The 25,628-nt window shown below is 61.2% G+C and carries 21 protein-coding genes and 1 riboswitch; of the genes, 7 read left to right on the forward strand and 14 right to left on the reverse strand.

The genetic code is table 11. The features are described 5' to 3' along the window. From N645_RS0109460 to N645_RS17465, 4 genes are all read right to left on the reverse strand, one after another. Positions 1 to 873 (reverse strand): FkbM family methyltransferase, encoded by an 873-nt coding sequence (locus tag N645_RS0109460; protein WP_024461267.1) that lies wholly within the window; start codon positions 871 to 873, stop codon positions 1 to 3. 16 nt (positions 874 to 889) lie between these two features. Next, positions 890 to 1,702 carry a glycosyltransferase family 2 protein gene (locus N645_RS0109465; protein WP_024461268.1) on the reverse strand — a complete coding sequence of 271 codons (813 nt, stop codon included), beginning with the start codon at positions 1,700 to 1,702 and terminating at the stop codon, positions 890 to 892. Positions 1,703 to 1,780: 78 nt separating this feature from the next. Continuing rightward, a complete protein-coding gene (locus N645_RS0109470; protein ID WP_036160751.1) occupies positions 1,781 to 3,889 on the reverse strand; it encodes a diguanylate cyclase in 2,109 nt (702 codons plus the stop codon). Continuing rightward, positions 3,879 to 4,493, reverse strand: a complete 615-nt coding sequence (locus N645_RS17465; protein WP_193744962.1) for a biliverdin-producing heme oxygenase — start codon at positions 4,491 to 4,493, stop codon at positions 3,879 to 3,881. The genes N645_RS0109470 and N645_RS17465 overlap by 11 nt, the downstream gene beginning before the upstream one ends. A gap of 127 nt (positions 4,494 to 4,620) precedes the next feature. Here N645_RS17465 and lpxL point away from each other — a divergent pair, with 127 nt between their 5' ends. Then, positions 4,621 to 5,538: an LpxL/LpxP family Kdo(2)-lipid IV(A) lauroyl/palmitoleoyl acyltransferase gene (lpxL, locus tag N645_RS0109480; RefSeq protein ID WP_036160754.1), complete on the forward strand. Its 918-nt coding sequence runs from the start codon at positions 4,621 to 4,623 to the stop codon at positions 5,536 to 5,538. Here the strand turns inward: lpxL and parE are convergent. From parE to thiD, 7 genes are all read right to left on the reverse strand, one after another. Continuing rightward, complete coding sequence (gene parE, locus N645_RS0109485; RefSeq protein WP_024461272.1) at positions 5,535 to 7,424, reverse strand: DNA topoisomerase IV subunit B; 1,890 nt, start codon at positions 7,422 to 7,424, stop codon at positions 5,535 to 5,537. The genes lpxL and parE overlap by 4 nt on opposite strands. A gap of 192 nt (positions 7,425 to 7,616) precedes the next feature. Then, positions 7,617 to 8,195 (reverse strand): YqiA/YcfP family alpha/beta fold hydrolase, encoded by a 579-nt coding sequence (locus tag N645_RS0109490; protein ID WP_036161045.1) that lies wholly within the window; start codon positions 8,193 to 8,195, stop codon positions 7,617 to 7,619. 16 nt (positions 8,196 to 8,211) lie between these two features. Next, on the reverse strand, positions 8,212 to 8,994 hold the full coding sequence (cpdA, locus tag N645_RS0109495) for a 3',5'-cyclic-AMP phosphodiesterase (RefSeq protein ID WP_051174398.1): 783 nt from the start codon (positions 8,992 to 8,994) through the stop codon (positions 8,212 to 8,214). 162 nt (positions 8,995 to 9,156) lie between these two features. Then, positions 9,157 to 9,609 carry a DUF1249 domain-containing protein gene (locus N645_RS0109500; protein WP_024461275.1) on the reverse strand — a complete coding sequence of 151 codons (453 nt, stop codon included), beginning with the start codon at positions 9,607 to 9,609 and terminating at the stop codon, positions 9,157 to 9,159. Between the two features lie 179 nt (positions 9,610 to 9,788). Then, positions 9,789 to 10,406 carry an NUDIX domain-containing protein gene (locus tag N645_RS0109505; RefSeq protein ID WP_024461276.1) on the reverse strand — a complete coding sequence of 206 codons (618 nt, stop codon included), beginning with the start codon at positions 10,404 to 10,406 and terminating at the stop codon, positions 9,789 to 9,791. A gap of 553 nt (positions 10,407 to 10,959) precedes the next feature. Next, positions 10,960 to 12,855, reverse strand: coding sequence for a phosphomethylpyrimidine synthase ThiC (thiC, locus tag N645_RS0109510; protein WP_024461277.1), 1,896 nt, complete (start codon positions 12,853 to 12,855; stop codon positions 10,960 to 10,962). After that, positions 12,852 to 13,757 carry a bifunctional hydroxymethylpyrimidine kinase/phosphomethylpyrimidine kinase gene (thiD, locus tag N645_RS0109515; RefSeq protein ID WP_024461278.1) on the reverse strand — a complete coding sequence of 302 codons (906 nt, stop codon included), beginning with the start codon at positions 13,755 to 13,757 and terminating at the stop codon, positions 12,852 to 12,854. Before thiD ends, thiC begins: the two co-directional genes overlap by 4 nt. A gap of 84 nt (positions 13,758 to 13,841) precedes the next feature. Beyond that, a riboswitch (TPP riboswitch) is annotated at positions 13,842 to 13,941 on the reverse strand. A gap of 200 nt (positions 13,942 to 14,141) precedes the next feature. Between thiD and N645_RS0109520 the strand changes: the two genes are divergently transcribed. The 3 genes from N645_RS0109520 to N645_RS0109530 are packed head-to-tail and all read left to right on the forward strand — an operon-like array spanning position 14,142 to position 16,791. After that, positions 14,142 to 15,527, forward strand: a complete 1,386-nt coding sequence (locus N645_RS0109520) for a TolC family outer membrane protein (RefSeq protein ID WP_024461279.1) — start codon at positions 14,142 to 14,144, stop codon at positions 15,525 to 15,527. A gap of 3 nt (positions 15,528 to 15,530) precedes the next feature. Beyond that, positions 15,531 to 16,451, forward strand: a complete 921-nt coding sequence (locus N645_RS0109525) for a hydroxymethylglutaryl-CoA lyase (protein ID WP_024461280.1) — start codon at positions 15,531 to 15,533, stop codon at positions 16,449 to 16,451. Positions 16,452 to 16,491: 40 nt separating this feature from the next. Then, a complete protein-coding gene (locus tag N645_RS0109530; RefSeq protein ID WP_024461281.1) occupies positions 16,492 to 16,791 on the forward strand; it encodes a DUF2288 domain-containing protein in 300 nt (99 codons plus the stop codon). A gap of 350 nt (positions 16,792 to 17,141) precedes the next feature. Here the strand turns inward: N645_RS0109530 and smrA are convergent, their stop codons facing one another. Beyond that, on the reverse strand, positions 17,142 to 17,735 hold the full coding sequence (smrA, locus tag N645_RS0109535; protein ID WP_024461282.1) for a DNA endonuclease SmrA: 594 nt from the start codon (positions 17,733 to 17,735) through the stop codon (positions 17,142 to 17,144). Positions 17,736 to 17,833: 98 nt separating this feature from the next. Here smrA and N645_RS0109540 point away from each other — a divergent pair, with 98 nt between their 5' ends. Beyond that, positions 17,834 to 18,742 carry a GGDEF domain-containing protein gene (locus N645_RS0109540; RefSeq protein WP_024461283.1) on the forward strand — a complete coding sequence of 303 codons (909 nt, stop codon included), beginning with the start codon at positions 17,834 to 17,836 and terminating at the stop codon, positions 18,740 to 18,742. Positions 18,743 to 18,862: 120 nt separating this feature from the next. Here the strand turns inward: N645_RS0109540 and ppc are convergent, their stop codons facing one another. Next, the gene (gene ppc, locus N645_RS0109545; protein WP_024461284.1) at positions 18,863 to 21,478 is read right to left on the reverse strand and encodes a phosphoenolpyruvate carboxylase; all 2,616 of its coding nucleotides are present in this window, start codon (positions 21,476 to 21,478) and stop codon (positions 18,863 to 18,865) included. Positions 21,479 to 21,867: 389 nt separating this feature from the next. On the opposite strand from ppc, the gene N645_RS17470 reads away from it, so the two are divergent. After that, positions 21,868 to 23,916, forward strand: coding sequence for a diguanylate cyclase (locus tag N645_RS17470; protein ID WP_024461285.1), 2,049 nt, complete (start codon positions 21,868 to 21,870; stop codon positions 23,914 to 23,916). A 103-nt stretch (positions 23,917 to 24,019) separates the two neighbouring features. After that, a complete protein-coding gene (locus tag N645_RS0109555; protein WP_024461286.1) occupies positions 24,020 to 25,087 on the forward strand; it encodes a CNNM domain-containing protein in 1,068 nt (355 codons plus the stop codon). An 8-nt stretch (positions 25,088 to 25,095) separates the two neighbouring features. Here N645_RS0109555 and N645_RS0109560 read toward each other — a convergent pair whose 3' ends face one another. Then, entirely contained in the window at positions 25,096 to 25,470 is a 375-nt protein-coding gene (locus N645_RS0109560) for a hypothetical protein (RefSeq protein WP_024461287.1), read from the reverse strand. Positions 25,471 to 25,628 lie beyond the last annotated feature (158 nt).

A 25,628-nucleotide genomic window follows, 5' to 3' on the forward strand; every position in this document is an offset into this window, starting at 1 on the left:
TCAACTCTCGAGCGCGAAAATTGAGTTCAAACGACTCGCAAATATCCTGCGGTAGCCTCGGCGCTCAAGCCGTTCAAAAAGGTCAATGGACCATATATGCTGAGAGTTTTCGATAAAAATGTGCTTCGCCAGTAGCGAATCAGGAGCACTCTCTAAATAAGGGGCCAGCGCCAGGTCTTCCGCTCCTTCAATATCGATCTTAAGAACAGTGATGCGGTCCATCTGCAAGTCTTCCAGAACATTCAACAGGGGGCGACACTGCACCGTCACGCCTGTGGAGACTTCTTTTTTACCCGAGTATCGCCCACCATCGACAATACTGCACTCACCGAGGTTGGTCGAGTCCACATGCAACGTGAATTCCGTCGCTTGATCCGCAATCCCGATCGGCAAAATTTCCAGCGTAACCGCCTCTCCAAACAGTTTACGGTTCGCCGCGATATTTGTTTTCAAGCGCTGTAACGTCACCGGATTAGGCTCAAACGCCACGATTCGGCCGCCCTTGTTTCCAAGGGCAACAGCCGCTGTAAGCGTATAAAGGCCTATATTGGCCCCGATATCGAGAAAATCACCACCTTGCGCAAGACACTCCGCCAACATTCTTCGCTCATGCGCATCGTACCGCCAGGGTGTGAAAACAAACTTTTTCTCAGAGTAGTTATCGGTGAACTGGCAGCGAAGCCTGAAATCCTTCAACTCCAGATCGACCGGCAGGGCGGCCGGCTGGCTGAGGACCACTTTACGTGCAAAGGGGGCCAACAACCGACCTACCCAAGAGAGTCGCGAGCTTTGACATAAGCTTATCAATGCCTGCCACAACCTGGGCGGTGCCTTGGCGCCAAAGCCCTCGCTACCGGTGATTTCGTCAGTCATCGTGATCCGTTATTTTTTAGAGTTGGTCAATGCCGTGCTCTGTGCGCGTCAGCCTCTCTTTTTCACTGCGGACTCGCAACGCTTTGTTGGCCGCCACTTTGTCCGGGTCCTTGTAACCGCGAGGGTGGTCCAGGTGGATCACAATCGCGTTGTAGCGAACGTGTTTGGGACGAATCCCGGAGTTGATCAGGCGCACCCCGAACTCACGATCCAGCCCGCCCCAGGGCATACGCTCATCAAATCCATTGACGGCCAGCGCATCGCGCTTCCAGACCGAGCCATTGGAGCCTTTGAAATTACAGGCGGTGGGGGTAATCCGGTTGAGCAATTTCGCCTGCCCGGGAGTCGCGGTCAGCTTCAGGTTCTTGTGACTGCGTTTTAGCCCGTGTGCTTTTAACCACGCCAGATCAAAGCAGCGCCCGCTGATGATGTCGTCTTTGGTGATTTGCTCACTGGTGGCCATGGGCAGCTTGTGGTAGCCCCCCGACAGGTAGGTTCCGGGGCGGGCTTCCGCCACATGTACGGCCAGAAAGTCGCGCCGGGGGATGCAATCCCCATCGGTGAATACCAGATAGTCTGAGTCCGCTTCGAGAATACATTTATTCAGGATCCGGCATTTGCGAAAGCCCTTGTCTTCCTGCCAGATGTGTCGAATCGCCAGCCCGGTCTGGGCTTTTACCCGCTCGATCACCTCGCGGGTTTCATCCGTTGAACCGTCGTCGCCAATCACGATCTCGAAATCCTTATGGGTCTGTACGCTGTACCCCCACAGGACCTTTTCCAACCACACCGGCGAGTTGTAGGTGGTCATGATGACAGAGACTTTCAAACGCTGTTCTCCAAACCTGGCAAATGAGGAGGCCATATTATCATTTCGGGCCATTCCGGGGGAGGCAAGGCCGGGACACTACTGATCGATGCGCCCGAGACAGACCCGGTTGCGCCCGGAATGCTTGGCTTCGTACATGGCCCGATCGGCGCGCACCAGCAGAGTTTTCATGGTATCGCCCTTGCCCCACTCGGCCACGCCGATACTGATGGTGACCGGCTCGTCCAATCCAAATTCAGTGCCGAGTACCAGCCCACGCAGACGTTCGGCGAAAATCGCCGCATCTTCCAGCACGGTATTGGCGGCGAGCACCAGAAATTCCTCTCCGCCCCAACGCCCCAACTGGTCGCCCTCACGCAGCCCGTCGGTCAGCGAGTTGACCAGGGTTTTCAGGATCCGATCACCGACATTGTGGCCGTAGGTATCATTGATCTGCTTGAAATGGTCGAGATCAAACAACAACAGTGAGAACGGCTGGCCATAGCGTTCGGCGTTGGCCATGCTCATCTGCACCAGATGCTCAATCCGATAGCGGTTCAGGGTACCGGTCAGGGAGTCCGTATTGGCCACTTTTTCCAGGTGCTGATTCGCCTCCGCGAGCGCCTTGCGTTCGCGCCGCAGGTATTCATTCAGCCGGGTAATTTCATGGGCGGCGGCAATGACCGCCAGGTCATCCCCCAGATCCCGGGCGGCGTTGATTTCGGCCGGGTGCCAGGACGAGCTTTTGCCACTGACCTCTTCAACCCAGGATGCAAAGGACGTTCTCGGCGACAGAACCGTGCGTCCGTCGCGCACCTCGGCGACCTTCTCGGGTTTGCCCGCCCAGGGAATCATTTCAAACTGCTCTGGACGAAACAGCAGTAACCAGCCCCGGGCATCCATGTCAATCAGCAGGGGCATGGCCAGCAGTCCGCAGCACCAGCTCTGTATCGCCTCCGCACTGGGGTAGCCCGAGGCGCTGAGCGAGGTGGTGGCCCAGGGCTCCGGCTCTTTGAGCTCAGCGTCAAGCCAGTTGGTCAGCTCGCGCACCTGATCCTCGTCGGGGGTCTTGCCGGAGCGGGTGATTTCGCCAAGATACACCAGCGCAATCCCCTCTACCCGGAACAGTTGCCGCCAGTGCTCGGCGTGCTGTTGCACCAGGTCTCGCGGCGCGTGACGTTCCTGAACCCCGTGGGCGAGCTGAACCCGATTATCGTGAATCTGTTGCCGGTAATGGGCGTCAGCTTCGGCTTTGAGCAGGAACAGGCGTTGGCTGGCCACTTCAACCAGGGTGGCAACGCTGTCCCGGGCAGACGGCGACAGGGACAGGGGCGTCTGGCTGTGACAGCTGACCAAGCCCCAGAGCCGGGAGTCGGAATAGATCGCAACCGACAGAGACGATCGGACCCCCATGTTCTGCATATAGTCGCAGTGAATCGGCGATACCGCCCGCAAATAGCCCTGGCTCAGATCCAGCGGGCTGCCGTTGGCCGGATTCATCGCCGGTACGAGCGGGGCGGCCTCAGCCTGAGCATCGGCAATGACGCGAATGCGATTATTGCCGTACATGGCGCGAACCTGAGGCGGGATATCGGACGCAGGGAAGTGTTGCCCCATCAGGGAAGACAGCACCTCATCGCGGCTCTCGGCAAGCACCTTGCCATTCCAGTCGTCATCAAACGCGTAAATCAGCGAGCGGTTGTAGCCGGTAATGGACCGGACGGCATCGCACAGCCGATTGAGGACCTCATCCTCGGTGCGGGTTTCCACCAGCTTGGCAATCCAGTCGTTGACCAGGGACAACCAGCGATAGCGCGCCGAACCTTCCAGTTGTTCAAGCTCCACGATCACCGCATCGCCGCTGCGGTAGGCGACCACGTGCAGCTTGCGGCTGATGCCAGCCAACTTGCGGGTGACGGTCATCGCCCCCGGGAGACGATCGGAATTGGCCAGCCCGCGCCGAATCCTGCCCAGCAGGCTGCTGCCCAGAATGCCTGCGGCACTGGCCCCGAGGCACTCGTTCACCGTCAACCCCAGGTGCTGGCGAACATTGGCGCTAACCTGCCAGACCCGCCGAATTGACGAATCGAAGCTCAACAGCACTCCGAAGCTCTGTACGGCGCCGGGAATATGGATGGGCTCGCGCGCGCACTCTTCCTGCGCTGCCTGAAGCTCGTCCGCAAAAAACGTCGGGGTTTCAGCGGTCACTCAGTTGCCTCTGCCAATGATCAAAATGGGCCTTCAGCCCGTTAAAGGTTGCCTTGGCGCCGGTCAGCGCGCAATGCCATGTTGCATCCGGAGGAATGGTTTCCAGCCAGGGGCAAAGACGGGCCCACCCGCCCTGGGTAACATGGCAATGAAAAAAGTCGGCGCCATTACCGCTCTCCAGACCCAGGGAACGGTTCAATGCCCTGGCGATGACCCGCCCCCCTTGGCTGGCACCTTCCAGCACATACAACACGCCGAGCGCCTCCTCCGTAGAGTCTAGCGGAGGCCGCCAACTCGCGCCCGGGCGGATATCGTGATCATCCGGCAATTGCAGCACGCAGCAGTCCTGCTCCAGTGACGCCAGGCGAGACTGGTAGCGATAGCCCACCTCGGGGAAACGCTCTCGAAGTTGCTGCTCAAGGGGCATTAGCGCCGGTTCCAAGGCACGGTAGTATGCCCGCTGAGCCCGCAGGATCTGACCGTATTCGATGAGGGTGAGTTCCGGGGAGAGCAGTCGCTGCATGAGCGGTTGGGCCTCGAGTGCCTTATGCTCCGCACGAGTGGCCGCACGCAGCGCCTCTCGCAATGACTGATGATGGGACAAGGGCCGTCCTCTTACTCCCGGTAAAACATCAAATGTGGCGTCTATATTAACATAGTTCACAGGCACCCCCCGCGCCATCATACACGGTAGAATAGCGCCTTTTCTGTGTGTCTGAGGATTTATCGAAATGCCGCGTGTCTCCCGCCAACTGTTTCACCCTCGCTACTGGCTGACCTGGGTCGGCTTTGGCCTGTGGTGGCTCATGGCCCTGTTGCCCTACCGGGTTCAGATGGCCATGGGGCGAGGGCTGGGACGGCTGGCCTGGCGTCTGGCCAAAAGCCGGCGCCGCACGGCGCTGCGCAATCTGGCGCTGTGCTTCCCGGAGATGAGCGACGCCGAGCGCCAGGCGCTGGCACGGCGCAATTTCGAGTCGACCGCCCAGGCGTTTTTTGAAACGGGCATCTCCTGGTTTTGGCCCCGGTGGCGAATGTGCCGGCTGTATTCGGTCGAAGGGCTGGAGCATCTGCAGGCGGCCCAACAGGCCGGCCAGGGCGCGGTCCTGTTGGGCATGCATTTCACCAATCTGGACTTGGGGGGCAAGTTGCTGTGTCAGAGCCACCCGGTCGGCGGCCTGTACCGGCCACACAACAATCCGGTATATGACTATATGCAGTTGAAGGGGCGCGAGCATCTGGCCGAACCCGGCAGCATCATTTCCCGGGACGACATGCGCCAGATGGTGCGCCGACTGCGCCAGGGCGGGGTGGTCTGGTACGCGCCGGACCAGGATTACGGCCCGCGCCGGCCTCATGTGTTTGTGCCCTTCTTCGGTATTCCGGCGGCGACCATTACAGCAACCAGTCAACTGATGCGTATGGGCCGGGCGCAACTGATTCCCTTCACCCATCACCGCCGGGCGGATGGTTCGGGGTATGACGTGAAGGTGTACCCGCCGCTGACGGAGTTACCCTCAGGCGATGAGACGGCGGATGCCCGCCGGATCAATCAGTTTATCGAAGAGAGAGTACGTGCCTGCCCGGAGCAATACATGTGGGTGCACCGGCGCTTCAAAACCCGCCCGGAGGGTGAGCCTTCTCTCTATTAAACCGCGATATCGGCCAGGTTGCCTTTGCTTTCCAGCCAGACGCGGCGATCCGAGGCGCGTTTTTTGCCGAGCAGCATGTCCATGATCTGCATCGTGCCTTCGATATCGTCGATACCCAGCTGAACCAGCCGCCGGGTATCGCGGGCCATGGTGGTTTCGCGTAGCTGCAGGGGGTTCATTTCACCGAGGCCCTTGAAGCGCTGCACGTTCACCTTGCCTTTTTTCTTTTCCGCCTCAATGCGGTCGAGCACGCCGTTCTTTTCACTCTCATCCAGCGCGTAGTACACCTCCTTGCCCACATCGATGCGGTACAGCGGCGGCATGGCGACAAACACATGGCCGTTTTCCACCAGCGGGCGGAAGTGCTGGACAAACAGCGCACACAGCAGCGTCGCAATGTGCAGGCCGTCGGAGTCGGCGTCGGCGAGAATGCAGATTTTGTGGTAGCGCAGCTGGCTCAAATCCGCCGCGCCGGGGTCGACCCCCAGAGCCACGGAAATATCGTGCACTTCCTGATTGGAGAAAATATCCCCGGCATCGACTTCCCAAGTGTTCAGAATTTTCCCGCGCAGCGGCATGATCGCCTGAAACTCCCGATCCCGGGCCTGCTTCGCCGAACCGCCGGCGGAGTCACCCTCCACCAGAAACAGCTCGCTGCGAGAGGGATCCGAGCTGGAGCAGTCCGCCAGCTTACCCGGCAGGGCCGGCCCCTGGGTCACTTTTTTGCGGGCGACTTTCTTGCTGGAACGCACCCGACGCTGGGCATTGTTGACGCACAGCTCCGCCAGTTTGTCGCCATCTTCGGTGTGCTGATTGAGCCACAGGGCGAAGGCGTCTTTGGCAATGCCGGAGACAAACGCCGCCGCCTCGCGGGACGACAGGCGCTCTTTGGTCTGACCGGAGAACTGCGGGTCGGCCAATTTGGAGGAGAGCACATAGCTGCAGTTGGCCCAGACATCCTCCGGGGCCAGTTTGACTCCGCGGGGCAGCAGGTTGCGAAACTCGCAGTAATCGCGCAACGCATCGAGCAAGCCGGTGCGCAGTCCGTTCACATGGGTGCCGCCCTGGGCGGTGGGGATCAGGTTGACGTAACTTTCCTGAACCAGCTCGCCCCCTTCCGGGAGCCACTGGACCGCCCAACTGACACCCTCGGTTTTACCGGAGAACTCGCCGACAAAGGGCTGTTCGGGCAGGGTTTCCCAGCCCTGGGTTGCGCCCTGCAGGTAGTCCCGCAGACCGTCCTCGTAAAACCACTCATCGGTTTCGCCGGACTGCTCGTCTTTAAAGGTGACCGTCAGCCCCGGGCAGAGCACGGCCTTGGCGCGCAGGTTGTGGCGCAGGCGGCTGACCGAAAATTTGTGCGAGTCGAAGTATTTCGGGTTGGGCAGAAAGCGGATACTGGTGCCGGTGTTGCGTTTGCCACAGGTATCGATCACTTCCAGATCGGTGGCTTTGTCACCATCCTTGAAGCCCATGCGATGAACCTGGCCATCGCGCTTGATGGTGATTTCCAGCATCTGGGAGAGCGCGTTCACCACCGACACCCCCACCCCGTGCAGGCCGCCGGAGAACTGGTAGTTCTTGTTGGAGAATTTGCCCCCGGCATGGAGGGTGCTCAGAATCACCTCCACCCCGGGTTTACCCTGCTCGGGGTGCATATCCACCGGCATGCCCCGACCGTCGTCCGAAATAGAGATCGAATGATCTTTGTGCAGCACCACCTGAATGCTTTTCGCATGACCGGCGAGGGCTTCGTCGACGCTGTTGTCGATCACTTCCTGGGCCAGGTGGTTGGGCCGGGTGGTGTCGGTGTACATGCCCGGGCGCTTTTTGACGGGGTCTAGCCCGGTGAGTACTTCAATATCTTCCGAGGAGTAGTTCGCCATATCGGATTATTAACTCTGTAATCGGTCTTGTTGTTGGATTCGGGTTGTACCGCCTTGGGTCGCGGTTTTGAAAACGTCGCGTGCGGTAACGGCGGATGCGCTGCGCTTATCCGCCCTACGGGTAGTGCGGAGGTTGCGTAGGGCGGATAAGCGCAGCGCATCCGCCGTTACCCAAACCTCTGCCACCCGCCGTTACCGCCCTTCCAGAAACGCCAGGGCATCGGGGATATACCGCTCGAAGCCCTGAAAACCGTGGTCGCCGCCGGGCTCGATCGTCTGTTTTGCGCCCCGGTATTTGGCCACCGCCTGCCGATAATCCAGGGTTTCATCCCCGGCCTGAACCAACAGCCACAGATTCTCGGGGTGGTTCAGCGGCTCGACCTCATAGGCCCGGATTTCATCCACATGGTGGGCGCTCAGGCGGTAGGTATCATCGGTGTGATAGCCCTTGAGGTCAACCTCCAGATAATCCGGCATGAACTGCCAGGGGCTGACCGCCGGGTTGATCAGTACCGCTCGGGCGCTGTATCGCTCGGCCAGCCAGGTGGCCCAGAAGCCGCCCAGGGAGCTGCCCATCAGGTACAGGGGGCCATCGGTATCGGCCAGGTTCGCCAGATGCTCGGCCGCCAGGCGGGGATAAGGGGACAAGTGCGGACAACGGTAGTCGATGTCGGGGCGATGCTCGGCCAGCCAGGCCTGCATCTGCCGCGCCTTGAAGGAGGCCGGCGAGCTGAGAAAACCGTGGATATAAATCAGACGAGGCGTGGACAAGCCCAAACCGCCACCATCAATAGCCGGCCGACTGATAGTCGATCTGGTACTTCTGGTCCTCTACCCGGGATACCCCGGTGTCCAGGCGGCCATCGTCGTGCAGGTCAAACCAGCGGTAACCGGGCATGGCCCGATCCACGGCAAACGACTCACTGCCCGGCTTGAACTGGATACAGGTGGCCGGCGTAGCAAACAGCTGCACCCCGTTGCGCTCGCCGTGATAGAACTGGTGCACATGCCCCCAGGAGACACCCTTCACCTGCGGGTGCGCATCAATGATGGCGAAGAAATCATCGGCATTTTTGAGGATGTATTCATCAATCCAGCGACTGCCTACCGGCACGGGCTGGTGGTGCAGCATGACGAGGGTTGGGCGGGGGCTGTTACTGGCGAGAGTCTGGGACAGGAAATCGAGCTCGCTGTCCGCCAGGTGGCCGTATACCTGTCCCGGCACGGCGGAATCGAGCAGAACCACCAACCACTCCCCGACACTCATGACCCGGGACTCGGGCACAAAGTCGCTTTCCAACTGGGCCATGATTGCCGCTGAATCGTGGTTGCCGGGCAACCATCCAAGGGGAACAGAAAAGTGATTGCGAACCGTGGTCACAAAGCGCCCGTAGCATTCTTCGTGGGCATCACTGGCAATATCGCCGGTACACACCATAGCATCCACGGACGTCTGCTCCCGGGCTACCAGGCGCAACACATCGTCCAGGCTCTGGTCGGTGTTCAACCCCAATAGCGAGGGGTCAGACAGCGGGCCCAAATGGCAGTCGGTAATTTGAATCAGGCGCACGAACGTCTCGATAATCCGGTTGATTCTGCTTCTGGCCACTAGACGGGAGTAGATTCAAGCGCCGCCGAATGGCTGAAGTTTTTTCGAGAATAACCACAAGTGGGAGGCGGTGCAAGACGCATGCGACCGGTGTCGGAACATTTATCAGAAAAATGTGATCTTCTACCAGACCGTTTCCAGAGAGTGGCCCTTCTCCAGGCATAAGCCCAGCCATTCACCCAGAAACCGGTTCAACTGGGCTTTTTCGTCCTGGTGATACATCGCCTGGTTGGGGTACTCGTAGCGCGGCTGCAAACGGCGATGCCGCTCCCAGGCCAGAACCTCCGCCAGCTCGGCATCCTGGTAGAGGCGGACCGTCAATTGCGGCGCGCGCAACCACTCCGCTCCCGGCTCATCCGTCTGAACCTGGTTCAACTGGACGGTCGTGGTGTAGCGGGAGCACTCAATGACCGTCACCCGTGTCTGCCAGTGCCGCTCGCCGCTGACCACCGCGAACTGCCACTGCGCACCCGGCGTGAGCGAGTCCTCGGGCAACAGCTTGCGCAGACGCCAGTAATTGGCCTCGCACTCCGCCAACTGGCGCGACAGGTTCACTTTGTAACGGCTTTTGACCATGCCCGGTCGGTCTCCGAGTGAGTTTGAGTTTCCTGGTACCGCCCTCCCGACACCCACAATAAAAGCCCCTGGAGCGCACCGCTGAGAGGCGATGCACCCTGACACAATCATGGGTGGGGCGGCGGATCGACAAGCCCGCCGCAAAGGATCTAAAGCGCAGTCTACCAGAGTTTATCGATTCAGCCTTGCTTCAGCCGGACGTGGTTGAGTTGCAACCACTGCAGACACAGCAATACCGCGGCGCTGTTAAAACGTCCATCATACAGGTGGGCGAACACCTCCGAAGCGGCCAGAACGTGGACCTTGATGTCTTCGTGCTCTTCGTCCAGCCCGTGAATACCACCAGCCTGACTGAGATCCGCCAAGCCGCAGAGGATGTGCATTTTTTCATCGCTGCCACCGGGGCTGGGCAGGTAGTTGGCGATATATTCCATATGGTAGGGCTCGACACCGGCTTCCTCGATCGACTCCCGACGGGCAACATCTTCGCAGGTTTCGCCGTCTTCGATCATGCCGGCAACGATTTCCATGCACCAGGGCCCGCCGGGTTCGGCCAGGGCCCCCGCGCGGAACTGTTCGATGAGGCCGACGGTGTCGTGCTTGGGGTCGTAGAGCAGGACCCCGACGGCGGGGCCACGCAGGAACAGCTCCCGGGAGAGCTCTCCGGTCCAGCCGCCCTGAAATAGTCGGTGTTTGAGGGTGACTTTGTCGACCCGGAAGAAGTCTTTGTAGAGGGTTTCCCGCTGGGTGATCTGGACGTCGTCACGGGTGAAAGGGGGTTTTTGCCAGTGGGTCATGAATGGCTCTCGTTTGAGTTGTCAGTGCTTCGTAGTGACCACGGTCGTGGTGAAGGGGAGGCCCTATCGGAAACGCATAAACCCATCCCTGGGGCTCCATCGTTTCTCCCTGAAACGACGGTTCCGATAGGGCCTCCCCTTCACCACGCCCTTCGGAGTCAATTCAGCCTTCTATACTACGTAGCCCAGAACCATTCGACCACCTTTTGATGGGCGGGGAGGTTCGGAACGGCGGATGCGCCTTCGGCTTATCCGCCCTACGGGTAGCTCGGCAGGTCGTGTAGGGCGGATAAGGGCGTAGCCCGCATCCGCCGTTACCAAAACGTGAAGCAGCGTAGGGCGGACCGGTCCGACACATCGGAGCCGTAGGCGCATCCGCCGCTCCCATAACGTGACGCCACCACGGAGGGCGCGATGTCAGGTGGGTTGTTTCGGAACCCTCGCTTCAGGGATGAAGCGAGGGAGCTATAGGGACATATTCATCGCGGTTCCGAAACAACCCACCTGATAGCGCGCCCGGACCTTCTGGAGGATCCCGACTCAACCGTGGGAATCAAACCTTCTGATACAACTCCGCGCCCTGCTCGCGGAACTCCCGGGCTTTGGCCTGCATCTCAGCCTCCACATCCACCATTCGGACGGCCTCTTCGACCACCTCATTGCCTTGAGCCGCCGCGTAGTCCCGCACCTCCTGGGAGATCTTCATGGAACAGAACTTGGGCCCGCACATGGAGCAGAAGTGGGCCACCTTGGCCGACTCCTTGGGGAGCGTTTCGTCGTGGAAAGCGCGGGCGGTGTCCGGGTCCAGGCCCAGGTTGAACTGGTCTTCCCAGCGGAATTCGAAGCGCGCCTTGGACAGGGCATTGTCGCGCAGTTGCGCTCCCGGATGGCCTTTGGCCAGGTCCGCCGCGTGGGCGGCGATTTTGTAGGTGATGATGCCGGTCTTGACATCGTCCTTGTTGGGCAGCCCGAGGTGCTCTTTTGGGGTGACGTAGCAGAGCATGGCGCAGCCGTACCAGCCGATCATGGCGGCGCCGATGCCCGAGGTGATGTGGTCGTAGCCCGGCGCGATGTCGGTGGTCAGGGGGCCGAGGGTATAGAACGGGGCTTCGCCGCAGACCTCGATCTGCTTGTCCATGTTTTCCTTGATCATCTGCATGGGCACGTGGCCGGGGCCCTCCACCATCACCTGCACGTCGTGTTCCCAGGCGCGATGGGTCAACTCGCCCAGGGTTTCCAGCTCGCCGAACTGGGCTTCGTCGTTGGCGTCGGCCACCGAGCCGGGGCGCAGGCCATCGCCCAGGGAGAAGGCGACGTCGTAGGCCTTCATGATCTCGCAGATATCGTCGAAATGGGTGTACAGGAAGTTTTCCTGATGGTGCGCCAGGCACCACTTGGCCATGATCGAGCCACCACGGGAGACGATGCCGGTCACCCGCTTGGCGGTCAGCGGCACATAGCGCAGGAGCACACCGGCGTGAATGGTGAAGTAGTCCACGCCCTGCTCCGCCTGCTCGATCAAGGTGTCCCGGAACACCTCCCAGGTCAGATCCTCGGCCACACCATCGACTTTTTCCAGCGCCTGGTAGATCGGCACCGTGCCAATCGGCACCGGGGCGTTGCGCAAGATCCACTCGCGGGTTTCGTGAATGTGTTTACCGGTGGACAGGTCCATCACGGTGTCCGCGCCCCAGCGGGTGCCCCAGGTGAGTTTGGCCACTTCCTCCTCGATGGAGGACCCCAGCGCGGAGTTGCCGATATTGCCGTTGATCTTCACCAGAAAATTGCGCCCGATGATCATCGGCTCGGACTCGGGGTGGTTGATATTGCAGGGGATGATGGCCCGTCCCCGGGCCACTTCCGAGCGCACAAACTCCGGGGTGATTTCATCGGGAATGGCCGCACCAAAGGCTTCCCCGGGATGCTGCACCTCGCCCCGCTCCCGCGCCTGGGCCAGAGCCATATTCTCCCGAATGGCGATGTACTCCATCTCCGGGGTGATGATGCCGCGGCGGGCGTAGTGCATCTGGGTGACATTGGCGCCGGCCTTGGCACGACGCGGCGGTCGGTGCAGATCAAAGCGCAGCGCTTCCAGCTCGGGATCCTTCAGGCGCGCCTGGGTGTAGCGGGCACTGGCCTGGTCCAGGACTTCGGTATCGCCGCGTTCTTCAATCCACAGGCTGCGCAGCCCCGGCAGACCACGGCGCAGATCAATCTGTGCCTGAGGATCCGAGTAGGGGCCGGAGGTATCGTAGACCCGTACGCTCGGATTGGCTTCGCCACCAAACTCCGTGGCGGTCTGGCTCAACGCAATTTCCCGCATGGGTACCCGCAAATCGGGGCGGGAGCCCTGGACGTACACTTTGCTGGAACCGGGGAGGGGCGCGACAGAATGGGGGTCCACCTGGGCCGAGCGGCTCAGCGGCGAAGGGTTGGCGGTATGACTCATAGCAGAGGTTCTCCGTGAAGGTGACTGGAAGATACAGAGCGCGGCACCGGGCCAGATGGGGCGCGGCGGGGGTCGGCCAGAGGCGCAACGCCGTGATTCAGCGGGCCCGAACCCCGGCCAAGCCGCCAGTCAGCGGCGCTGACGAGCGCCCGGTGCACGTAATCTTTGGCGGCCCGAACGGCGTCGCTCAGGTTGAGGCCCGAAGCCAGGTAGGCGGTAATGGCTGCCGACAGGGTGCAGCCCGAGCCGTGGGAATTGCGGGTGTCGATCCGGGGGCGGCTGAACACTTCCGAAAAGTCCGGTCCCAGCAACAGATCCTGCGCCAGCGGCCCACTGCCGTGCCCACCCTTGAGCAGCACCGCTTTGGGGCCCAGCGCCAACAGCCGCTCGGCCTGGCGCCAGAGGCCGGCGGGGTCCGAGGCCAGAGGTTCGTCCAGCAGAGCGGCCGCTTCCATCAGGTTGGGGGTCAACAGGTCAGTGCGAGGCAGCAACTGCTCACGCAGGGTGGTTTCGGCGTCCCGGTCCAGCAGGCGGTCACCACTGGTGGCCACCATGACCGGATCGACCACCAGCGGCGTGTCGGCGCAATGCGCCAACGTCTTCACCACCGCTCGAAGCGTGGCGGAGTCGGCCAGCATGCCGGTTTTGATGGCTCGCACCGAAAAATCACTCAGCACTGAATCCAATTGCGCGGTGACGAACGTCGAAGGAACTGAGTGCACCGATTGCACGCCGAGGGTGTTCTGCGCGGTCAGCGCAGTCAGCGCGCTGCAACCGTACACACCGAGCGCGGCGAAGGTTTTCAGGTCGGCCTGAATACCCGCGCCACCACCGCTGTCGCTACCGGCAATGGTCAGTGCCACCGCGGGTGCGGGTCTGGATGGGTTCAAAAAGTCGTTCACGCGTTCCACTCCCGAAGACAGTGGCGCGGGAAACGTCAGCTATAAGCCATGAGGAGATAGAACAATGGTGGCAGGCACCAGAGAGGCTGTTGCGCTTTCGTTCCCTACGCCGGTATTAACCGGATCAGGTTCTACGGGTAAGATCTCAGCCGGCCTTTCAAGGCGGGCACCCCGACGAATGCGCCACAGTCTAGGCGAGTCATCCAGCGCTGTAAAGCGAGCGTATCCTCGGCGCCCGATGACAAACCCGGTTTACACGTTTTACCCTTTTTTACAACTTCATTCATGCACAGGCTCGACCTGCCGCAGCCGAGTGAGTAAACTCGCAGACTGCCTACCATTCGACGGTGCCCCAACTCTGGATTGCAACGGACAGGAACTCACATGAAAACAACCCGCTCCCTCTGGTTTCTCGGTCTGATGGCCCTGGTGCCCTTTACGGCCAGCGCCAACTCGCTGTTGGACATTTATGAACTGGCGCTGGAAAACGACGCGCAGTTGAAAGCCGACGAAGCCGCCTACGAGGCGGGACTGGAAAACCGAACCCTCGGCCGCGCCGGCCTGTTGCCGCAGATTGATGCCCGGGTGTACTACTCCGACAGCAGTCAGGACACCACCGACAACATGGAAGACGTGACCCAGGAGACCGAGCGGGAAAACTCCGGCTGGGAAATTTCCCTGAATCAGCCGCTGTTCAACATGGCCGCCTGGTACAACTACCAGCGCGGTGGCACCCTGAGCGAGCTGGCGGAAGTGCAGTTTGGCGCTGACCAGCAGGCGCTGATCGTCCGTGTTGCTGAAGCCTACTTCAACGTGTTGCGTGCAGCAGAAAACCTGGAAACGGCTCTTGCCGAAGAAAAGGCCCTGGAGCAACAGCTTGAACAAACCCGCCAGCGCTACGAAGTGGGGCTGACCGCCATTACCGAAGTCCATGAAGCCCAATCCGTTTACGACAGTGCCGCCGCCGCGGCTTTGCAGGCGCAGGGCAACCTGGGCATTGCCTATGAAGCGCTGGAGGTGCTGACCGGTCAGCCACACGATGCTATCGCTCCTTTGGAGGAGGACTTCCCGGTGGTGAGCCCTACGCCCGCTGATCGTCACGCGTGGGTTGAATTCGCGCTGAAAAACAACTACGTCCTCAAGGCTGCCCAACTCAACACCCGAGCCTCCGAGCAGACCGCCAAGGCCGCCAAGTCACAACACTTGCCCACCCTGGGCGCCTCGGCGACCTACAGCGATACCGCCACCGAGGGGTCCCAGTACTTTGGTGGCCAGATCGGCAGCATCCAGAGTGACACCGAAACGGAAGGCAGCAGCATCATGCTCAGCCTGAACGTACCGCTGTTTTCCGGTGGACGCACCTCTGCCGAGCGCCGCCAGGCGAACGCCCAGTACCTGCAGGCCCGCGCCGAGCAGAATCGGACCGAACGCACCGTGATCCAGTCGGCCCGCGCCCTGCACCTGTCGGTGGAAACCGGCGTGGCCCAGGTCAAGGCCCGGCAACAGGCCATTGTCTCCGCCCAGAGCGCCCTGGAAGCCACCCAGTCTGGCTACGAAGTGGGTACCCGGAACCTGGTGGAAGTACTGCTCGCCCAGCGCGCGGTGTACCAGGCCGAGCGGGATTACCAGAACGCGCTGTACGACTACATCATCAACAGCTTTGAGCTGCGTCAGGTCGCTGGTATGTTGACCCCCGCCGATGTACAGCAGATCGACCGCTCTCTGAGCCACGCGGAAATGCTGCGGCGCAGCGATTTCGACATCAACTGATTCGTGGTTGAGCAACACCCCCAACGCCCCACGCGGGTCCGGCTGATCGAAGTCGGCCCGCGTGACGGGCTGCAGAACGAACCCCACCCCGTCCCGCTCACCGCTAAACACCAACTGCTGGAGGATCTGGCGGACGCCGGGCTCGACTATCTGGAAGCCGGCAGCTTCGTCCACCCCCAGCGGGTACCGCAGATGGCGGACAGCGATGCGCTGCTCCAGGCCATGAACCGCCGTCCGGGCGTCACCTACGCCGCCCTCACCCCCAACATGAAAGGGCTGGAGCGGGCACTGGCCGTCGGCGCCGATGAAGTGGCTTTATTTGCCGCCGCCTCGGAAACCTTCAGCCAGAAGAACATCAACTGCTCCATCGCCGAGAGCCTGGGGCGGTTCGCGCCGGTAATTGCCGCCGCCACCGACGTGGGCCTGCCGGTGCGCGGCTACATTTCCTGTGTGCTGGGCTGCCCCTATGAGGGCGCCGTTACCCCGGGTGCCGTACTGACACTGACGCGTGAGCTGCTGGCCATGGGCTGCCGGGAAGTCTCCCTGGGCGACACCATCGGCGTCGGCACCGCGGGCGATACCGAGCGGCTTCTGGCGCACCTGCTCCCGGAAGTTGGCCCGGAACGACTGGCCGTGCACTTTCACGACACCTACGGTCAAGCGCTGGCCAATATTCTGGTGGCGCTTAATGCCGGTATCGCCACCATCGACAGCGCCGTGGCCGGCCTGGGCGGCTGCCCGTTCGCACCGGGGGCCGCCGGGAATGTGGCCACGGAGGATGTGGTCTACCTGCTCAACGGCCTGGGTATCGAGCACGGCGTGGACCTGGACAAGCTCATCCTGGCCGGAGAGCGCATCTGTTCCGTGCTGGAACGGGACAACGCCTCCCGCGTGGCCCGCGCCTATCGCAACCGTCGCACCTGACGGTTTTGTCTGAACCGACTTAGCAAAGCCGAAGTACTTTATGACTGACGACTCTCTACCTCTGGAAGCGACCCTGAATCTGGAAACGGCCACCATCCCCTGGCGAGAGCTGCAGCGTTTTTTCGCCGCCGGCCGGGCCATTGCGGTGACCCCCGGGCTGGATCTGGTAAAAGTCGGCGCGGAGCTGTCCCGGGATAATGCCGATCAGTTCAAGGCCTGGATGGAGGAAGGCAAGGTGGATGCGGTCAGCGACACCCAGGCGCAGGCATGGTTTGAGGCCGATGCCGAGGTTTGGGCTTTGGTGATCAAGCCTTATGTTTTGGTGCAGGGACACGAGTAGTTACGGCAATTTGGGTAACGGCGGATGCGGGCTCCGCCCTTATCCGCCCTACGCAGACCTCGGAGCCACCCGTAGGGCGGATCGGTCCGACGCGTCGGAGGGCGCAGCCCGCATCCGCCGTAACCCTGAGGGACGGGAAGGGGAAGCCCTCCCCGTCCCTCAGTGCCACACTCAGACATTAGCGCGGTAGCTAGTTCCCGAAACGTTACGTTGGCACCGCGGAGGCTGGGTAACCCCTTGTGAGACCGTCGCCTGCCTGGACGGCAGGCGATCGAGCCTACATGGATGTATTTACGGCGTGTCTCACAAGGGGTTACCCAGGCGGAGCATTCCAATACGAAGTCATTCCACTATCCGCGGCGCTTATGTTGGCGCTCCCAGTTCTCCTGGCGTTTTCGCTCGCTCTTGCGCAGGAGAATATACGTTGCCCCACTGCCGCCGTGTTGGGGCTGGGCCGAGTGCATCGCCAATACCTCGTGCATCTGGGGCAACCAGTGCGCCACGCAGCTTTTCAGCAACGCCGGGGTTTCCCGTCCCACGCCCTTGCCGTGAGTGATCAGCCCGCAGCGAATATCCTGCGCCATGCAGTCCTGCACAAACTGAAACACCGCCCGACGTGACTCCTCCACCGTCATCCGGTGCAGATCCAGACGAGCATCCACCGTGTATTTACCCAGGCGCAAATTCCGATACACCCCGTTCTGCACACCGTCACGCTTGAACGCCAGGTGATCGTGCGGGTCGACCGGAGGCACGTAATCCCCGGACAGAAAGTTACTCTCCGCCCCCACCACTTCGCGCACCGCCATCTCCCGGCGTTGCGCCAGGGTGTCGGCCGGCGCGTCCGACTTGTTCAGAGGAACTTTGGGCTCACTCTTGATCGGGCGCACATCGCGCATTTCCCGCTCAAACAGTGCCCACTCGTCACGTTCATCACTGCTCATAACCATTTCTCACTCTAATACACCGCGAGCTGATCATCAGCGCCGCGCTGTGGCGCCTGCTACACTGTCTATAAACGACCTCGGACCCTGACAAGATCATGCTCAGTCGCTTCTCGCTGGCGCTACTCACCTTGTTGTTGACCGCACTGCTGGCGTTTGCCTGGGCACTGTTGCTGTTCTACACCAGCCCCTCGCTTCGCCCGGAGAATGTGGACTGGCCCCGCACCCTGCGGGACCTCAGCCTGTGCCTGGCCGCTTTTCTTCTGTTTGCCACGGCGGCGTACCTTCCAGTGCGTCGCACCATCGTCAGTAAACTCACCATCGGCTTCGGGCTTAACTTTGTCGGCGTCTGGCAGGCCCTGATCAACGACCTGGTGGAACCGCACTGGTGGCCGGCCGAAGCCATCAGCTTTCTGTGTATTCCGGTCGGTTTGCTGATAGCGGCCCTCGGGTTGTACCAGCTCGGACGCGCCTATCGTATGAACCGCCTGATTCTCGGGAGCTACCAACAGATCGAGCGGGATCTGGCAACCGTCGACCAACTCACTCAACTCTACAACCGTCGCTATTTCTTTACCACCTGCGGACCGCTGTTTGAGCAGTCTCAGGAGGATGGTCAGCAGCCCGTGGTGCTCGGCCTGCGGGTCCTGAATCTGACCGAGCTCAACCAGCGGCTCGGGCTGGAGGCCGGAGATGACATTCTGCAGCGGGTTGGTAAGGCCATACGCCGCTATCTGCGCCACGGACAGATCGCCGCCCGGATGGGCGGCCGACGGTTTGCCGTGTTTCTACCGGACAGCACGGAGCATGATGCCGATCACCTGGCCCGGCAGATTGTCGCGCGGCTGGAGCATGTGCTGATGACCGACGCCCGGGGCGAGGATCTGCTGGTGCAGGTTCAGATCAACTACCAGGTCGGCCTGGCCCAGGAAGAGGACACGCTGGAGACGCTCGTCCGGCGCGTCGGTAGGGACGATGCCGACACCGGAAAGAACCCGGTGCTGTAAAACGCAAGCACATTTCCCGAACGACGCGTCGTGACAGAGGGGCCTTGGTGGATGACGGCCTTTGGCCTTATGCCACCCTACCGACCAACGTCGGGGGTGACACAAAGCCGGGTCGCGGGATCAGCCGGTGTTGCGCATGCCCGCGGCGATACCCGCCATGGTCACTTTGAGCGCCTTTTCCAGCTCCGGACTGATTTCCTTGCCGCTGCGATAGCGCTTGAGCAATTCAACCTGCAGATAGCTCAGCGGGTCCATGTAGGGTTTGCGCACCCGCAGGGCGCGCTGCAGCATTGGCTCTTCGCTCAGCAGTTCGTCCTGGTGTTTGATCCGGTTGATCAGCACTTCCAGCGCGCTCAGGTCCGCCCGCAGTTGCTGCCCCAGACCATGCAGCTCCGATGGCACCAGCTCTTTCTCGTAATAGCTGCAGATCGGCAGGTCGGCCTTGCCCACCACCATTTCCAGCAGGTCCAGGAAACTGGAGAAGAACGACCAGTTTTCCAGCATATCCACCAGAGTGGATGGCGCATTCTCCAATGCGTATTCCAGCGCCTGGCGGGTACCGAGCCAGGAGGGCAGGTTCAGACGCACCTGCATCCAGGCAAACACCCAGGGGATGGCCCGCAGGCTGTCCACCCCACCGGTGGCCTTGCGCTTGGCCGGGCGACTGCCCAGGGCCAGGAGGTTCAGCTCTTGCTCCGGTGTCAGGCTGCGGAAATAGGGCACGAACTTCGGATGGCCGCGCACCACATTGCGGTAGGCCTCCAGGCTGCTCTGGGCCATGCGCTCGATCAGGTCCCGCCACTCCTGGGACGGCCCCTTGTGCGGCATCAGGGTCGCCCGAAGGGTGGCCGACACATAGGTGGAGAAGCTGCTGAACGCCACGCGGGACTGGCCGAACTTGTAGCGGATCATCTCGCCCTGCTCGGTTACCCGGATCTGCCCTTTCACCGAGCCTGGCGGCTGGGAGGCCATGGCTTTCTCCACCGGGCCGCCACCGCGACCGACGGTGCCGCCGCGGCCGTGGAACAGGACCAGCTTGACGTTCTGTTGCTCGGCAATGTTTACCAGCTTTTCCTGCGCCTTGTACTGGGCCCAGGTCGCGGCGAATTTGCCGGCGTCCTTGGCGGAGTCGGAGTAGCCGATCATCACGGTCTGGCGGGCGCCGGTGTATTCCTGGTACCAGGGAATCTGCCACAGCCGCCCCATCACCTCGGGCGCCCGATCCAGGTCGTCCAGGGTTTCAAACAGCGGCACGATGGGCATATTCCAGGTCATGCCACATTCGCGCAGCAGCAGCGCCACCACCATCACGTCCGACGGTTGTTGGGCCATGGAAATCACGTAGTGTGACAGGGTCTCCCGGGGCTCCTGAGCGATCACCTTGCAGGTGGCCAGCACCTCTTCGGTTTCCTCGCTCATGGGCCAGTGCGTTGGCAGCAATGGGCGCTTGTTGTTGAGCTGCTCGAGCAAAAATTCCTGCCGCTGCTCTTCGCTCCACTCCAGGTAGCTGCCCAGCTCCAGATACTGGGTCAGCTCGTCCATCGCCTTCACATGGCGCTCACCATCCTGACGAATATCCAGCGGCACCAGGTTGATACCAAAGCTCTGCACCCGGCGTATGTTATCCAATACCGGGCCGTTGGCGATGTGCGGGAAGCCCACTTCGCGCAGCGACTCGAAGCACATCAGCAAGGGCTCGAGCAGGTCTTTGCGCTCGGTGATCACCGCATCGTTCCATTCGGGAGAGCGGCCCTCCAGGCGCGCCTCGGTCCACTCCAGGGTGGCCTGCAGACGCTGGCGCAGCTCACTGAGCAGATCCCGATAGGGCGTGACACTGCCCGGGAAACGGGCACTCAGTTCGGCACCAGCCTCGTGCATGCTCAAATCGTTGCTCAGGCTCTGAATATCCTTCAGGTACAGGTCCGCGGCCATCCAGCGGCCGAGCAACAGGACTTCGCGGGTCACGCGGTGGGTCACATTGGGGTTGCCGTCCCGGTCGCCGCCCATCCAGGAGTAAAAGCTGAACGGTTGCAGGTCGACCGGCAGGCAGTGGTCGAGATGACGGCAGCAGAGCCGGTCCAGGTGACGAATGAAGTCCGGCACCGCCTGCCACAGGCTGTTCTCGATAACCGCAAAGCCCCACTTGGCCTCATCCACCGCTGTGGGCCGCTCAGAGCGGATTTCATCGGTGCTCCAGATCTCTTCCACCAGCCGGTGCAGCCGGCCGCGGTGCTTATCCTGCTCGTAGGTCAGCAGGTTGCCGCGCTGGCGGTCGCTCAGGGTGTGAACAATCTGGTCGTATTTGCGAATCAGGGTGCGCCGGGTCACTTCCGTGGGGTGTGCGGTGAGCACCAACTGAATATTCAGGTCGCCGATGACCTCGCTCAGACGCTCCTGCCCGTAGGTGTCTTTCAGCTCGAGCAGCAGACTCTTCAGGCCGTCGTCGGGCTCCGCTTCGGCACTGGCGGAATACTCCTGATCGGCGATGTTGGCCAGATTCAGAAACTGATTGAAGGCGCGCACAATCGGCAGAATATCCCGATCGTTCAACTCGCCCAGCCGCTCCACCAGAGGCGTGGAGTCCTCTTCTTCGGATTGTTGAATGGCTTTGCCCAGTTGGCGGATGTCTTCGATTTTCTGGAACAGGTCCTCGCCTTCGTGGTCGCGAACCGTATCCCCCAGTAATTCGCCCAACAGCCGAACATTTTCCCGTAAAGTCTCGGGCAGGGTTTCCATAAAGCTACCTCCAAATGGTCAGTTAGCGGGCCATTCTAACGTAATCTTGCGAAGTGAGCAGCGCCACACAAGATATCCACAGGCCAGACGCTATCCACAGAATCTGTGTAAAAGGGTGTGAATGAATGCTGGGTAACTGGCGCAGACCACGACCACAGCGGGGTTCAGCGATGGCGTTCAGTTTCTGCACAGGGTTCATAACCCTTGCTATTTTGCCCCAAGACATGAAAAATGCGCCATCCTGGCGGGCAGCGCGCAGGCGCTCTCCTTTGGGCCCGGATACCGAATCCATTTGCCAGCGCGCCAATTCTGGCCAATGCTTGTTACAGTGGTCCCGACCGCCACCCATCCGAGCCACCGAATATCACGAGGACGTCTGCTTGCTGAGAGTGTCATTTGTTGTCGGGCTTTGCCTCAGCCTGCTCACGCTGTGGGCACCGCTGGCCGCCGCCGAGCCCGGCACTTCTCTGCACCAGACCGGCCGCTGGGTCGAGCTGCCCCCCGACAGCGACCTCTCGATCTCGGCGCCACCCCGCCACCAACTGAACACGGTTTCCGTCCAACCGGCCGGCGGTGGTGTTCTCTGGTACGAACTGGACGTGACGCTGGATGCACCCGCCGAGTTGGTACTGGATTTTGCGAGCTCATCCACCCTCAATGAATTTGTGCACCGCATCTACGACGGCGACGACCGACTGTTCATGACGCTCAGCGGAGGCCTGCAGCAGAATCAGGATTACCAGTACTTCCTGCGCCACGGCCGCTCTCTGGAGCTGCCCGCCGGCAAGTACCGGATCCTCACCCGGATGGAGAGCCCATTCTACCTGGCCCTGCCCGAGCCCCACCTGTTTGACCGTCAGGACTACGAGCGCCGCATTCCCCTGACCCAGAGCCTGACCCTGGTCGGTCTGGGTATCTTTTTCGCCCTGATGTTCTATTACGCCGTCATGGCGGTGTGGCGACAATCCCGCACAGACCTGCTGTACGCTCTGTTCATCCTCGGCAACCTGCTCTACAACGGCGCCGCCCTGTTGGTGTATAGCCAGTTGTTCGGCTGGACCTGGTTCTACCTGATCAGCACCCCCATTCTGTTTTCAAACGTCGTCTATATCGGGTTTGTCATGCGCCTGTTGCGCATAAGCCGAGACACCCACCCGGCGCTGTTCTGGCTGGGCATGACGGCGATCGGGGTGTTGGTCAGCTTCTGGCCCCTGGCGTTGTTCGCGCCCAACTGGTCGCTTGAATTCTGTCGGGTCGGGGTCGCGATTTTTGCATTGTACGGACTGACCTGTGGCGTGGCGCGCAGCCTTCAGGGGAGCAAGGTGGCCCGCTTGTACCTGTTTGCCAACGCCGCCTTTGCGGTGCCGGCGCTGCTGGCCATCTCCATGAAGAGCACCAGCAACCCGATCTTTCTGGTCGAGCACCTGGGCATGGTGGCGGTGTTGATCGAGGTATTGCTGCTCGCCCAGGTGGTCAGCTATCAGATCGGCCAGGTGTACAAGGCCCGGGCCGAGGGCGAGGCAACCCTGGAGCGGATTCAGCTGCTGGACAATCTGACCGCTCAGGCCCCGGGGGTCATTTACCAGTTCGAAATGGCCCCGGACGGTCGCTTTCGCATGCCCTTTTCCAGTCGGCGCATTGAGGAGTACCTGGAAATCACGCCCACCGAGGCCAGCGAGGATATCCAGGCGGTCTTCGATCGGGTGCACCCCGAAGATTACAACGACCTGTTTGCCTCGATCATCCAATCCGCTCGCCACCTTACCACCTGGCATACCGAGTTCCGGGTGGTACTACCCATTCAGGGAATGCACTGGCTTGAAGGCAATGCCCAGCCGGAACGGCTGGAAGACGGTACCACCCGGTGGTACGGGTTTATCAGCGATGTGACCGAGCGCAAACAGATTGAAGAACACATGCGCCACATGGCCCAGCACGACCCGCTCACCAACCTGCCCAACCGGGCCCTGTTCGCCGACCGGCTGGAGCAGGCGCTGCGCAGCGCTCAACGCCACCGCACGCAACTGGCCCTGATGTTCATCGACCTGGATGACTTCAAAGTGGTGAACGATCACTACGGGCATGAACTGGGTGACGAGCTGCTCAAGCAGGTATCCCAGGCCATGACCGTCAACCTGCGCGCGGCGGACACCGTCGCCCGCATGGGCGGCGATGAGTTTGTGGTTCTGCTGGACGACATAACCGGCCCCGAGGAAGCCCACATGGTGGCAGAGAAAATCCGTCACGCCTGTGCCCAGCCATTTCAGGTCCGACAGATTCCCATGCACATTTCCACCAGCATTGGCCTGGCGCTATACCCGCACGATGCCCTCACCGACGCCGACCTGATTCGCGCTGCGGATCAGGCGATGTATCAGGCCAAGGAAGCCGGCGGCAATCAGATCCGCGCCGCCTCCGAAAACTATCCCAAAACATAAGCTTCAATCGGCGCCGCCCGCCGTATAACCCCTCCTATGGGCAGGCCATCGAGTGCCTGTTATCATCCGGCACAACACGCCATTATCCGACCCGAGTCATACCATGACACTGCTGATAGTCTACGTTCTGATCGCCCTGGGTATCTCGTTCCTGTGCTCGGTGGCCGAAGCGGTACTGCTCAGCGTGACCACGGCCTACACCAGCCTGAAGCAGCAGGAGGGCAAGCGCTCCGGCCTGTTATTGGCCGAACTGAAAGCCACCATCGATCGTCCCCTGGCCGCGATTCTGACCCTGAACACCATCGCTCACACCGCGGGCGCCGCCGGGGCCGGCGCCCAGGCGACGGTCGTTTTTGGTAGCGCCTACCTGGGTCTGTTCTCGGCAGTACTGACCTTGCTCATTCTGGTGTTGTCGGAAATTGTGCCCAAAACACTGGGCGCTTATTACTGGCGTTCACTCGCCCCAATGACCGCCTACGGTCTGCACTACCTGATCATTGTGCTCTACCCGTTTATCAAGCTGTCCGAGTTCATCACCCGCCTGATCACCCGGGGTGGCAGTCAGTCGGCCGGGCTCGATCGGCACGAGCTGACGGTCATGGCCGACCTGAGCTCGGAAGAGGGCCATCTGGACGAGCGAGAATCAGGCATCCTCAAAAATCTGCTCCTGTTGCGCCACACGCCGATCAAGGACGCCATGACGCCTCGCACCGTTTTGTTCTCGGCGGACGAGGAGCAGAGCATTCACGACTTTCTGACCAGTCACCACTCGGTGCCCTTTTCCCGCATTCCGGTGTATGCCGGTGACCCGGACAATATCAACGGGATTGTGCTGCTGGATGACCTGCTACTGGCGGAGGCCCGGGGCGAAGGCGATCAGCTTTTGCGACGTCATCGCCGCGCCATTCCCGCGCTGCTCGACAGCATGCCACTGACCCAGGCCCTGGAAGAGTTTCTGCGCGAGCAGACGCACATCATTCTGGTGGTGACGGAATACGGTTCGGTAGTGGGCATCATCACCCTTGAGGATGTGCTGGAAGCACTGCTCGGACTGGAAATCGTGGACGAAAAAGACAAAACCCGGGACATGCAGGAACTGGCCCGACGTCGCTGGCGCCGTCAGGCGGCTCGCCTGGGCGTATCTACCACGCCCGACGACGGTGAGCGCTAGTTCCGCGCCTACCAATCCAGGTAGACGTCCTTGGGATCAAATTTGTAGCTGACCGGAAACTGCTGGTGTGCGTCCCGCAGGGCATTGATACACCGCTGAGCCTCCAGGCACCACACGGGGTGAACATCATCACTGACCCGGTAGCCCTGAACTCGCAAAGCGGCGGCTATCGCCCGCCGGGCGCCATTGGCCTGACCCAGGCAGTGATAGGGGCCCTGCTGCTGGGTTCTCGCCGGCCGGCGATGATCTCCGGCGAAGGCGAACAGCGTGTAATGTCGCTGCTCATCCTGGCGTAGATGCATCTCTACCCGTTCGTGATCGCCTCGAGTCATGACCAGGGGCTGGTCGTTGGCGGGAATCGACTCGTCGTAAATAATCTGCATGACGGCCTACCTCACTGAATTGTCGTTGTGAGGGTGTCGTCCCGTCTGCACGCGCTTTTGTTTGTCTCAACGTGCAGCCCACAGGGAACTACCGGCACCTACTATTAAGCGTATCAGGTGCCAGGCGGTTCACAAGCTAATGTCGTCATAGTATGACG

Source organism: Marinimicrobium sp. LS-A18, assembly GCF_000463525.1.
GTDB classification, from domain to species: Bacteria; Pseudomonadota; Gammaproteobacteria; order Pseudomonadales; family Cellvibrionaceae; genus Marinimicrobium; species Marinimicrobium koreense.